The organism is Idiomarina solivarensis (genome assembly GCF_033052755.1).
Taxonomy (GTDB): domain Bacteria; phylum Pseudomonadota; class Gammaproteobacteria; order Enterobacterales; family Alteromonadaceae; genus Idiomarina.
The window spans coordinates 600,788-613,307 of the sequence record NZ_JAVFHZ010000001.1; the positions used below are offsets into that span (position 1 = coordinate 600,788).

Annotated in this window: 13 protein-coding genes; all 13 read right to left on the reverse strand. The window is 47.2% G+C overall.

The features are described from left to right. Nucleotides 1-12: 12 nt before the first annotated feature. The 13 genes from relA to rpoE all read right to left on the reverse strand — a co-directional run bounded on the left by relA (nt 13) and on the right by rpoE (nt 12,450). On the reverse strand, nt 13-2,202 hold the full coding sequence (relA, locus tag RBK99_RS02950) for a GTP diphosphokinase (RefSeq protein WP_317503146.1): 2,190 nt from the start codon (nt 2,200-2,202) through the stop codon (nt 13-15). 3 nt (nt 2,203-2,205) lie between these two features. Continuing rightward, nucleotides 2,206-3,546, reverse strand: a complete 1,341-nt coding sequence (rlmD, locus tag RBK99_RS02955; protein ID WP_317503147.1) for a 23S rRNA (uracil(1939)-C(5))-methyltransferase RlmD — start codon at nt 3,544-3,546, stop codon at nt 2,206-2,208. 16 nt (nt 3,547-3,562) lie between these two features. Continuing rightward, nucleotides 3,563-3,955: a holo-ACP synthase gene (acpS, locus tag RBK99_RS02960; RefSeq protein ID WP_317503148.1), complete on the reverse strand. Its 393-nt coding sequence runs from the start codon at nt 3,953-3,955 to the stop codon at nt 3,563-3,565. Then, nucleotides 3,955-4,683 (reverse strand): pyridoxine 5'-phosphate synthase, encoded by a 729-nt coding sequence (gene pdxJ, locus RBK99_RS02965; protein WP_317503149.1) that lies wholly within the window; start codon nt 4,681-4,683, stop codon nt 3,955-3,957. Before pdxJ ends, acpS begins: the two co-directional genes overlap by 1 nt. Continuing rightward, nucleotides 4,683-5,411, reverse strand: a complete 729-nt coding sequence (recO, locus tag RBK99_RS02970; RefSeq protein WP_317503150.1) for a DNA repair protein RecO — start codon at nt 5,409-5,411, stop codon at nt 4,683-4,685. Before recO ends, pdxJ begins: the two co-directional genes overlap by 1 nt. Nucleotides 5,412-5,414: 3 nt before the next feature. Continuing rightward, complete coding sequence (era, locus tag RBK99_RS02975; protein WP_317503151.1) at nt 5,415-6,332, reverse strand: GTPase Era; 918 nt, start codon at nt 6,330-6,332, stop codon at nt 5,415-5,417. Next, nucleotides 6,329-7,018 (reverse strand): ribonuclease III, encoded by a 690-nt coding sequence (gene rnc, locus RBK99_RS02980; RefSeq protein WP_317503152.1) that lies wholly within the window; start codon nt 7,016-7,018, stop codon nt 6,329-6,331. The genes era and rnc overlap by 4 nt, the downstream gene beginning before the upstream one ends. Beyond that, on the reverse strand, nt 7,015-7,935 hold the full coding sequence (gene lepB, locus RBK99_RS02985) for a signal peptidase I (RefSeq protein WP_317503153.1): 921 nt from the start codon (nt 7,933-7,935) through the stop codon (nt 7,015-7,017). Before lepB ends, rnc begins: the two co-directional genes overlap by 4 nt. A 3-nt stretch (nt 7,936-7,938) precedes the next feature. Beyond that, nucleotides 7,939-9,750 (reverse strand): translation elongation factor 4, encoded by a 1,812-nt coding sequence (gene lepA, locus RBK99_RS02990; RefSeq protein WP_317503154.1) that lies wholly within the window; start codon nt 9,748-9,750, stop codon nt 7,939-7,941. Nucleotides 9,751-9,853: 103 nt separating this feature from the next. Further along, nucleotides 9,854-10,297 (reverse strand): SoxR reducing system RseC family protein, encoded by a 444-nt coding sequence (locus RBK99_RS02995; RefSeq protein WP_317503155.1) that lies wholly within the window; start codon nt 10,295-10,297, stop codon nt 9,854-9,856. After that, a complete protein-coding gene (locus RBK99_RS03000; protein WP_317503156.1) occupies nt 10,297-11,262 on the reverse strand; it encodes a MucB/RseB C-terminal domain-containing protein in 966 nt (321 codons plus the stop codon). The genes RBK99_RS02995 and RBK99_RS03000 overlap by 1 nt, the downstream gene beginning before the upstream one ends. A gap of 4 nt (nt 11,263-11,266) precedes the next feature. Continuing rightward, nucleotides 11,267-11,854 carry a sigma-E factor negative regulatory protein gene (locus RBK99_RS03005; RefSeq protein WP_317503157.1) on the reverse strand — a complete coding sequence of 196 codons (588 nt, stop codon included), beginning with the start codon at nt 11,852-11,854 and terminating at the stop codon, nt 11,267-11,269. A gap of 17 nt (nt 11,855-11,871) precedes the next feature. Then, nucleotides 11,872-12,450: an RNA polymerase sigma factor RpoE gene (gene rpoE / locus RBK99_RS03010; protein ID WP_317503158.1), complete on the reverse strand. Its 579-nt coding sequence runs from the start codon at nt 12,448-12,450 to the stop codon at nt 11,872-11,874. Nucleotides 12,451-12,520 lie beyond the last annotated feature (70 nt).

The window sequence follows — 12,520 nt, forward strand, 5'->3', positions numbered from 1 at the left end:
TGTTTTAAATGGCTAATGTTTCAACGTAATGCGCTGGATCTGCTCAACCCCGTGTACCTGGCGCAACCGGTCCATAATGCGGTTGAGCGCGTCGCTGTCTTTAACTGTTAAGGTCAACACCACTGTGGCAGACTGAGAGGTAGCGTCGCTTTCGCTATCCATCTGCGCCACTGCCGCCTTCTCGTTCGACAACACACTGGTAATATCATGCAGCAATCCATTGCGGTCTAACGCCGACACTCGCAGGCTGGCACGGTATTCCTGTTTAGAATGCCCCGACCAGGACACGTCAATGCCACGCTCCGGATGCTGATGTAATAAATGCTGTAGCTGATCACAGTCACTGTGGTGCACAGACACCCCTCGCCCTTGAGTAATAAAACCGGTAATAGACTCTCCGGGTAAAGGTTCACAACAATTGGCAAAGTGCATCATCAGGTTGCCTATGCCCTCGACCGTTATATCCGACTTCGGTGTTTTCGGTAGTTGCTTAGCTTTGCGTCGCTTAGTTAAACGCTCAACCTTTTCAACCTCAGTTTCCTGTGGTTTCAGGAAGTTCACCACCTGATGAAGGCGCACGTCACCGGCACCAATGGCGGCTAATAAATCCTCCAGCGTGGGCACATTAAAACGCTCAACCGCTTTGCTAGCGTCCTGCACATGCAGTTGATGCTTCTGCAGTTCATTTTCCAGCAGCTCTTTGCCAGCATGTAGATTTTTATCGCGGTCTTCTTTTTTAAAGTAGGTATGAACCTTCGCCCGTGCCCGTGAGGAATGCAAATATCCCAGTTGTGGGTTTAGCCAATCACGTCGCGGCTGTGCGCTTTTTTGGGTCAATATTTCTACCCTATCACCGTTTTGCAGCTGATAGGTAAAAGGAACAATACGACCGTCAATTTTAGCGCCAATGCACTTATGACCCACCTGACTGTGAATGTAGTAAGCAAAATCCAGCGGTGTGGAGCCCATGGGCAAATCCACCACTTCGCCTTTCGGGGTAAACACATAGACGCGGTCTTCAAACACCTGAGAACGTATTTCGTCCACCAGAGTCTCGCTGCCAGCCATGTCTTCGTGCCAGGCCAGTAGCTTACGTAACCAGGCTATCTTATCTTCAAAGCCGTGCCGTTTACCGGCCGCTGCGCCTTCTTTGTACATCCAGTGTGCGGCAACGCCCAGCTCGGCGTCGTCGTGCATGTCGTGCGAACGTATCTGAATTTCAACATTTTTATGCTCGGGGCCAATAACCACCGTATGAATAGACTGATAACCGTTTGGCTTTGGCGTTGCCACGTAGTCATCAAACTCGGACGCAATATGCCGCCAGCGCGAATGCACCACGCCTAAGGCTGCGTAACAGTCTTTCAGGTTATGCGTCAGAATACGTACAGCGCGAATGTCGAACAACTGATCAAACTGCAGATGCTTTTTCTGCATTTTGCGCCAGATGGAGTAAATATGTTTTGGACGGCCGTATACATCCGCTTCTATTCCCTGCTGCTTCAACGATTCCTGCAGATCGGACACAAAATTATCAATATAATGCTCGCGGTCGGTTCTGCGCTCATGCAAATGCTTAGCAATGGTTTTATAGGTATTGGGATGCAAGTAACGGAAAGAGATATCTTCCAATTCCCACTTTAATTGACCGATACCTAACCGATTGGCCAATGGCGCGTATATTTCTGCGCATTCTTTGGCGGCCAGTACCCGAGTTTCTTCGTCAGCGTTTTTTACTTCACGTAAGTAACAAATACGTTCTGCCAATTTTATCAGCACAGCTCGAACATCTTCCACCATCGATAGCAGCATTCGTCGTACGTTGTCGATTTGACCACCATCGGGCTGACCGTGCTGAAAATGTTGCAAGTCACCAATGCTCTGCATTTGCTGCACATTACGCAGCAACACAATCAAGGTTTTTGACTGCTTGCCTTCCAGTTTGTCTAAATTGAGTTTGCCCGCTTCCAGCAATGGCATGTACAAAGCTGCCAACAAAGATTCAGCATCGAGCTTCAATGGAGCCAGTATCTCCACCATTTCCTGGCCTTTTAACAGCGCTTCAGCTTCCTCAGGAAACTGCTGCTTTAGCTGCTCTAAAGTATTTTCTAATGGTTCAGGATCACTCACAGCGTTCAGCCAATGCTGTTCACTGTCTTTGTATTTGGGATCATCCACGTGGGTACTGCGTACATGGACCATGACTTACGACGCTCGCTCCAGACAAACCATGGTTTCAATGTGATGCGTTTGCGGAAACATGTCAACTGTGCAGAGCTTAGTTATGCGGTAGTCGGAGCTCTTCATGGCCTTTATGTCCCGTGCCAGAGTATCAGGGGCGCAAGAAACGTACAGAATACGTTCAGGCTTATGCTCGGGTTTCAGTTTCTGCAGCAATTTGACGACACCTTCTGCCCCCGGACGGGCAGGATCTAAACACCATAAATCGGCCGGCTCCTCGAGTTCAGATGCTGTTATATGACTTAAGTCGGCACTTAATGACGTCAAGTTATTCAGTCCGTTGCTCTGAGCATTAGTTCGCGTTTGCTCTGCCATTCGATAAACACCTTCCACAGCTAATACAGACTTCGAGCGACGAGCCAACGGTACGCTGAAATTACCAATACCAGCGAAAAAGTCATACACGCGCTGGTTTTCCCCCGGGCTAAGCCAGTCCATGGCTTGCTGCACCATAAGCTGATTCATACCGCTATTAACTTGCAAAAAGTCACCAGGTTGAAAGTACAGTTTGTCACCGTCAATACTGGTATCAAACGGCATAGACGTCTCACCTACAGGCTTTAATTCAGTCTCGTTTTGTAACCAAATATCGGGTTCATTAGTCGCCTGCCAAGCTTCTAACGCCTGCACAGCATCTCGCGTCAAACGTTCTGTCACACGCAGTAAAATAACGGGTTTATTGGTGTTAATAGCCTCTATGTGGCCTAGTTTGCTCGCTACCGAAGCAATATTGAGCAAAGGGTACAAAGCATTCACGGCTTCCAATAAGCGATCATCGGCAACCAGACAATCCTGTATTGCAACAATATTATGACTTTGCGACTCGCGGAAACCAATCAGCAGTTTCTGCTCTTTGCCCAGCCAGCGGGTGGCTAATCTTACCCTGCGACGATAACGGGTGGATTTACTCACTAACGGAGATTGCCATGGCAGGCTTTCTTCAGTTGGTTCAAATACCCCAAACTTCTGGAACAACTCTTCGACAACTTGCTGCTTATGGGCCCGTTGCTTTTGTTCGTCTAAATGCTGGAAGTCGCAGCCACCACAGCGCTCATAGTATGGACAGGGAGCTTCGCGGCGGTCGCTGCTCGGCTCAAGAATTCGCTCTAAAGTCCCGCTGTGTTTACCTACCGTTTTATACTGAATAACTTCGCCCGGCAAAGCGCCCATAATAAAGCGCGTCGCCTGGCCTTTTCCCGTGCCACGGATTACCGCCCGCGCCTGATGGTCCAGCGCCGACACCTCTGCTTTTAGGGTTTTGCTGATCGCTTTATTGCGCTTTTGCGGTTTGAAAAATTGCGCCATGGTTGTTTTGCTTCACCTAATTTTTAATTGACTCAGTTTCTAAAATGACGGTCGCTACAGCGTAATGTTTTTCGTCGCTAATGGATAAGTGGCTACCACTAATCCCCTGTTCTTTCACCCATTGTGCGGCCGTGTCGGTGAAGTGCCACTCGGGTTTGCCATAGCTATCGTGAACAACCTTCATATGTTGAAAGGACAATCCAGCCGAAATACCACGTCCAAACGCTTTAGCACAGGCCTCTTTAGCCGCAAAACGCTTTGCCAGGAACGCTGCCGGATCCGTTGATAAGTCCATTTCCTTTTGTTCGTCCGGTGTCAGAACCCGTTTTATCAGGCTATTACCGCGGGATAACGAATGTTCTATCCGGGCTACTTCAACAATATCCGTCCCTAAGCCCCAGATAGCCATTAACGTGCCTTATCCAAAATATCACGCATATCGCGCACCGCCTTATCCAGACCAACCAATACCGCCCGGGCGATAATTGAATGGCCAATATTAAGTTCACAAATATATGGAATTTGCGCCACCTCGTGCGTGTTATGGTAGTGCAGGCCATGACCTGCGTTTACCTGCAGGCCTATAGAGTGGGCGTACTCCGCGGCTTCCATTAAACGCGCGAGCTCTTCAGTACGATGCTCATCAGTTTCGGCCTCTGCGTATTGACCTGTGTGCAGCTCAATAATGGGGGCGCCTGCGGTTTTGGCGGCATCTATTTGCTGGTGGTTGGCGTCAATAAACAACGACACCTGTATGCCGGCATCACTTAAGCGGCGGGTCGCAGTGGTAATAGCATCTAACTGACCAGCAACATTCAGTCCGCCTTCTGTGGTTAACTCTTCGCGTTTCTCCGGCACCAGACAGCTATAAGCAGGCCGAGTCTTCTCGGCAATATCGAGCATTTCTGAGGTTACAGCCATTTCTAAGTTCATGGGTACATTCAGCGTTTGTTTAAGCATCGCCACATCGCGATCAGTAATGTGACGACGATCCTCACGCAAATGAATAGTAATACCATCGGCTCCAGCCTGCTCAGCAATGGCAGCAGCAGCGACTGGGTCTGGATACCGCACGCCCCGTGCATTACGCAACGTGGCCACGTGGTCAATATTAACGCCAAGGCGCACACTTTTCATTATTCAGCTCCTTTCGTTCTTCGGTTGCCGTGGGTATTGCTTCGAAATAATTCACGACTACGCAGTGGTTTTTCTCCTAAATAAACCGATAAAGCATCGCGCATAATATATTTTAGCTGTCTTAAACGGCTTTCGTCGTCAACGTCCCAGGCGGCTAGTTTATTGATGTCAGCCACCGAATACGCTCGTTGTTGATCGTCTCGGGCTTGTGTGACAAAGCCGTGGTCGGGAATAAAATAACACCATTCAAAATCAGTAAGTGCATCACCGTTATCCGCATCGTAATGCCAATCGAAGGCAGCACCTAAGTGTTGCAATAATTGCCATTCAAATTGACGTAATGCAGGTTCTACGCGCTCGCTGGCAATCATGCTTTGCAATGCTGAAAAGTAGCTTTGAAAAAGCTCGGGGGCTTCAGCTTCTGCGGGGACAACCCGTTGAATGAGTTCGTTAAGGTAGAAACCACTATAGAGTTTCTCGCCTTGTAACAGTAGCTTTTGACTTGTCTGCGCTGGTTCCAGCAACGTTAAGGTCTTTAAATCACCACGCCCCCGAAACTCCGTCAGCAACAGCATAAAGGGCTGAGTCAATCCCCGCCAGGGGCTTTTGGGCCGTTTTGCGCCTTTAGCTATAACTCGAACCCGTCCGTTATCCTCAGTGAACAGATCCAATATCAGACTGGTTTCCTGATAATCCCAACGATGCAACACCAGTGCCCGCTGCGCCACTGATTAGTCCTCGCGATAACCCAGACTTTTCAGTGCCCGTTCGTCGTCTGACCAACCGGATTTAACTTTCACCCAAAGTTTTACCATTACTTTATTGTCCAACAGCTTTTCTATATCGCGACGGGCTTCTGTACCAATAGTTTTCAGTTTACTACCACCTTGCCCAATGACCATACGCTTCTGTGCTTCGCGCTCAACCAGTATCAACGCATGAATATGATGAGTGCCTTTTTCTGACTGCCCAAACTGTTCTATCTCTACGGTAGTTTCATAAGGTAGTTCTTCGCCGGTAAAGCGCATGAGCTTTTCACGAATAATTTCAGCGGCCATAAAACGCACCGAGCGGTCAGTGACGTAGTCTTCCGGATAATAGTGATAACCAGGTTGTAAATGGCTCCGCACAATCTTGCGTAATTCGTCCAGATTATCACCATGAGTTGCAGAGATTGGCAAAATAGCAGCAAATTGATGCTGTTCATTTAGCCACTGTAGGTGCGGCAGCAGCTTTTCTTTGTCTTTTATTTGATCTACTTTGTTAACCAACAACACTACCGGGCCTTTAGTGCGCTGAATTTTTTCCAGCACCATTTTGTCGTCTTCCTGCCACTTAAGACTGTCCACCACAAACAACACCAAGTCGACGTCTTTTAACGCTGAAGATGCAGTCTGGTTCATCACTCGATTAATCGCCCGCGGTTCCTCTTTATGCATACCTGGTGTGTCAACATACACCGCCTGACAGTCGCCATCGGTATCAACACCTAATATGCGGTGGCGGGTCGTTTGAGGTTTATTCGAGGTTATGCTGATTTTCTGACCCAGCAAACGGTTAATCAGTGTCGATTTACCCACGTTTGGACGGCCAACAATGGCAACAAAGCCGCTGTGTTTATTTTCGTCCAGTTCTATATCCAGCGTCATGCGCTCTCCTGCAAATGTTCTAATGCGGCCGTCGCGGCCGCCTGCTCAGCTTTACGCCGGCTGGTACCGGTGCCTTTAAAAGGACTTTCAATACCTTCCACAGAACAGTTCACGGTAAATTGTTGATTATGTGCCTGTCCCTGCGTAGCAATAACGTCGTACTCGGGTAAAGGCTTTTGACGCGATTGCAGTAGTTCCTGCAAACGGGTTTTTGGATCTTTCTGGCTAGTACCAGGTTCAATTTGCGTCAGCTGGGGTTCAAACCAGTTAAGAATAACCTGACGAATGATATCTATATCGCTGTCCAAATAGATGGCACCAATAATGGCCTCAACGGCATCTGCCAGAATAGACTCACGACGGTAACCGCCGCTTTTTAGTTCGCCCTGACCCAATGATAAGAAATCACCAAGCCCCATCTTTTTTCCAAGCTTAGCCAAGGAGCGTCCACAGACAATAGCCGCGCGCATGCGGCTTAAATCGCCTTCAGCCACTGTCGGAAATTTTTGATACAAAGCCTCAGCTATCACCAATCCCAAAATCGAGTCACCTAAAAATTCCAAGCGCTCATTATGAGTTGATGACGCACTGCGATGGGTCATCGCCTGTCGCAGTAGCTCCTTCTTTGCAAAGCTATGACCAACAATTTTTTCTAGTTCTGTTAAAGGTGGTTTGGGTAAACTCACTCAATACTCCCTAGCCTTTCAAATCGAACTCCGGTAGGAACCCATGTCGGCAACCAACTGTCGCGACTGCGGTCCATTTCAAAACTCATCCAGATGAAAACCGCTTCACCAACCAACAAGTCTTCATCAACAAAGCCCCAGTAACGGCTGTCACGCGAATTATCCCGATTGTCACCCATAGCAAAATAATAGCCTTCAGGAACAACCCATTCGTCTTGTCGTGTACCTGGCTGATCAAAGTACATCATGGTACGGGGTGCCACACTAGGATCAATAAGAATATCGTGACTAATGCCGCGTAAATCTTCATTGTAGGTTCGTAACGGCGAGGAACCCGAAAAGTACTTGCCGTCCTCTTTTAATTTGGTAGCCACCACTTTCATTTCTTCGCAGTCTTTTTGACCGATGGCGCACGCAGGCTGAATGTACAAGGATTTATTACGATAAATAATACGATCACCCGGTAAACCCACGATACGCTTAATGTAGTCAATATTTGGCTCTAACGGGTATTTGAATACTGCCACATCGCCACGATCGGGCTTTGATGTCTCGATAATGGTTTCCTGGAAAACGGGATCCTTAATACCATAAGCGTATTTTTCAACCAAAATAAAGTCACCTTTCAACAAGGTTGGCATCATTGAACCGGACGGTATCTGGAAAGGCTCGTACAATACTGTGCGCACTACCAATACCAAAGCGATAACCGGGAAAATGGATTCACTCAGCTCCATTAGTTTAGGCTGAGGTGCCAGTCTTTCAGCTTGTTCGTCCGTTAAAGCACGGGTTGTTTTATTTTCTACCTCTGAAATAACAGCTTTACGTTTTGGCTTTAAAACCATCACATCGTAAAGCCATAACAAACCAGAAGTAATAGTAATAACGGTTAAAATAATTGAAAAATAATTGGCCATTTCCTATTTGCCCACTTTTAAAACCGCAAGGAAGGCTTCCTGAGGTACTTCGACGTTACCCAGGTTCTTCATGCGCTTTTTACCCTCTTTTTGTTTTTGTAAAAGCTTTTTCTTACGACTAATATCGCCGCCATAACACTTAGCCGTTACGTTTTTACGTAGCTGCTTGACTGTTGAGCGCGCAATAACATGGTTGCCAATAGTCGCCTGAATGGCAATATCAAACATTTGTCGTGGAATTAGCTCACGCATTTTATCAACTAGCATACGGCCTCGCCCTTCAGCATGATCCCGGTGTGTGATCATCGCCAGAGCATCGACCCGGTCGCCGTTAATCAATATGTCGACACGAACCATGTCCGCGGGTTCAAATTTTTTGAACTGATAATCTAAAGACGCATAACCACGGCTGGTGGATTTTAAACGGTCAAAAAAGTCCATAACAACTTCGGCCATTGGCAGTTCGTAGGTTACCGCAACTTGTTTTCCGTGGTAAGCCATAGCCGTTTGCACACCGCGCTTATCGACACATAGAGTAATGACATTACCTAAAAACTCCTGCGGCACCAAAATATTGGCTTCCACAATGGGCTCGTAAATAGTTTCAATGTCATTCACCGGTGGTAAATTCACTGGGTTATCCACTTTTACCATACTGCCGTCTGTTTTCTCTACTTCATAAACAACGGTTGGTGCGGTAGTAATCAGGTCGATATCGTACTCACGCTCCAGTCGCTCCTGAATAATTTCCATGTGCAGCATACCCAGAAAGCCGCACCGGAAACCAAAGCCAAGCGCGGCAGAATTTTCAGGTTCATAGAAAAGCGAGGCATCATTTAATGACAATTTACCTAACGCATCACGGAACGACTCGTAATCCTCTGAGCTTATTGGAAACATGCCCGCATAAACCTGAGGTTTTACTTTTTTAAAGCCCGGTACCGGCTCTTTTGCTGGATTCTTTGTATTTGTTAGAGTATCGCCGACTGGAGCACCTAAAATATCTTTAATGCCCGAGATAACATAACCCACCTCGCCAGTATGCAAAATACCAGTTTCGTGCGGCTTCGGGTCAAAGTAACCCACTTTATCGATTTGATAGGACTGGCCGGTGGACATCACTGTCATTTTTTCGCCCGCACGCAATGTGCCATTACGTACGCGAACCAAAGAGACAACCCCCTGATAGTTATCAAACCATGAGTCGATAATCAGTGCTTGTAGCGGCTCTTCTGGCTCACCTTGCGGTGGCGGAATTTGACGAACAATGCGCTCCAGCACATCGTCAATGCCCAAACCGGTTTTCGCTGAGCATTGAACCGCGTCCACGGCTTCAATACCAACAATGTCTTCTATCTCTTGCGCAACACCCATAGCATCGGCTTGTGGCAAGTCAATTTTATTAAGAACAGGAACGACTTCCAAATCCATTTCAATGGCGGTATAGCAATTAGCCAGAGTCTGGGCTTCAACACCCTGCGCAGCATCGACGACCAGCAGCGCACCTTCACAACCAGCCAATGAACGTGACACTTCATATGAGAAGTCAACGTGACCAGGGGTATCAATGAAGTTTAATTGGTAAGTTTCGCCGTCTTTTGCCGTGTAATAAAGCGTCACACTTTGTGCTTTTATCGTAATACCACGCTCGCGCTCCAGGTCCATGGAATCAAGCACCTGCTCCGCCATCTCGCGGTCTGTCAGTCCACCGCAATGCTGGATAAGGCGATCCGACAGGGTGGATTTACCGTGGTCGATGTGAGCTATGATCGAGAAGTTACGAATATTACTTTGCTTGAACGCCCTATTCGGCATTGATGATACCTCTGAAAAACTGAATTCTGGAACTTAAAAAATTAGCCCCGATCATACTCATGTTAGCGGCAAGAACAAAGGACTTTATGCCTGCTCAGAGGTTTCAATGCTGAACGTCGGCTGCCACGGTTTCCAGTTTGACCATCGCATTGACCTGAATATCACGTTTGCGGAACCAGTGTTTAAGGCCCCAGAAGGTAATAGCGAAGCCAGTAAAAGACAGTAAAATAACAACACCTTCAGATAAGGTACCCATGTTTTCCAGAAGCACCGCAACAAGCAACAGCATGAGTATAGGTAAGCCGTATAGCACCAAAGCAAAACGGGTTACAGCCGCTTCAGGCACTTCTAACTGCACCTGATCACCGGGAGCAAACGCTTGCTCAGTCAACACGGTAAATTGGGCATTGCGGTCAGCAAACACTTTGCTCAAAATGCCTGCGCCGCAATTAGATACTTGTGCACACCCGGAACAAGCGGTCTTTAGTTCTGTGGTCACAGTAACGCGGTTACCCTCAACCGCTACGACTTCGGCTATTTCTTTCATTATTTCACTTCTGTTGCTATGCGCTGAGCCATCGCTAACGGCACTTGCCCTACTACAGTGACAAGAAAGCCATTGTGACGCATTGAAAACAAGGTTTGCGAAGAAGACAACGCAAGATCAGTCTCCATATCCGGGGTTAATTCGGCAATATAAACGGAATACTCAGTCAGACCATCGGAGAATAGATAGTGATCCACCGGCGTTGCGTCGACTAATAAGTTATGATTTTCCTGACTGATCAATCTAAAGCCTTGAGGGGCCCATAAGGGCTCAACGGCATAATGAGTTGGTTTCTCTACTCTAAGTTCGTTAAGCAAAGGCGGCATCTCAATATTTTCGATTTCCGCAATAATTTCCGGTTCCGAGCTTCGAACAGACAAACTGGTGAGTTGCATCTGCTCAACAATATTGCCGGATTGGTTCAGAATGATCATTTTTAACGGCATACCATTTTTACGATCAATCCATAACGCGTAGCTGTAGCGTTGGTTGTCTCTGCTTAAAATTCGAATATGCTGAGCGTTGCGACCTAACACTCTTGCTCCGCCGCCAACAGTCACTTGATAACTGTGCTCTAAGCGTTCAAAAGGTTCAGAAAAAGCAGCAGGAAAAATCGCCGTAATGGTATCCGATCTTAGAGAATAGCTGGTTGCAGAACTATTAAAATGAGCAACACGATCATTGACCCTTAAAATTCGAAAGTCCGGGCCATTCATTTGGATCAACAGTTCAGTACTTCCAACTTCCGAATCGTTGCCCTGAAACCATTGATAAGGTTCTATTTGATCACCATGCACATGAACAAGAGACGCCTCAAAATTCAACGTTGTTAAGGCTTCAGCCATACGGTTAAACCAGTCAGCACCATTGTCTGTTTGTTCATTATTTTGCTGGGCACTAACTGTAAACGTTCCTGAAAATAGAATCACGCCACATAAAACAAACCGGCACAACCGAGTTATCATAACCTTAATTACCTTTGTTGAGCTCCTGCTCTGGTCGCTCTACTTTTTCAACGTCTTCAACTTTTTGCTGAAGCATTAATTGTTGCTGATGATCAATAATGTACGACTGAACCTGACGGCGACGTTGCTGATCACTCACTTGTGACATTGGTTCCACACGATTCAAACTTACTGGCTCGCGACCACCACCAATCGGATTAGTCAAAAGCGCCGACTCCATACTGCCACCTTCAGACGTATTTGGCTGCTGATAAGTTTGAACTGTCATTACAGCAACAACGGCAACACTGGCGGCCACAGCAACTTTTGCAAAAGGCTGAAACCAGCGAGATGCTGCTTTATTTTGGCTTTTAGAGCGACCAAAACCAGGCTTTACAACATTCGATTCCTGACTGATGCTCATGCTGACTCGTTCACTAATATCAAGACTGATATCACTGTTTAAGTCATCTTTTATCGCTGCTCGAATGACACTGTAACGATGCCACTCTTGCTTTGCCTGTTCATCATCCAGTAGCGCTTTAATTTCATCAGCATTGATGATCTGGTCATCAAACAGCGCGGATGTTGATTCTGATTTACTTCGAGACATATCTGCCCCTCTTTAGTTTACCCTTCCAGCAACGGTCGGAGTTGATTATCTATTGCTTCCCGAGCGCGAAAGATGCGAGAGCGGACAGTCCCTATGGGGCAATCCATTTCTAGCGCAATTTCCTCGTAACCGAGACCTTCAATTTCCCTTAACGTAATTGCCCGACGTAAATCATCGGGTAATTCATCAATTGTTTTTAACACCACATCTCTGATCTCATCTGACAGCATTTGCCGTTCCGGAGAAGCGCTGTCTCTCAGTGCGCCAGCTCCTTCATAAAACTCTGCGTCTTCTGCATCGATGTCCGATGCCGGCGGCTTTCTACCCTGCGAAACCAAATGGTTTTTCGCTGTGTTAACCGCAATTCGGTACAGCCAAGTATAAAAGGCACTGTCACCACGGAAGTTCGGTAGCGCCCGATACGCCTTTATAAAGGCTTCCTGCGCAATATCCGGTACATCACCCTGTTGTTTGACATAACGTGATATCAAACTCATGACTTTGTGCTGATACTTTTTTACCAGCAGATCAAAAGCCCGGTTATCACCTTGCTGTACTCTTTCGACCAGTTGTTGGTCACTCACCTGTTCGCTCATCCGAGCCTGTTCTCCCTTAAACCAGGAACTGCTGGAACTGGCGGCCCGTCCTGTGTGTTACTGACTGTGA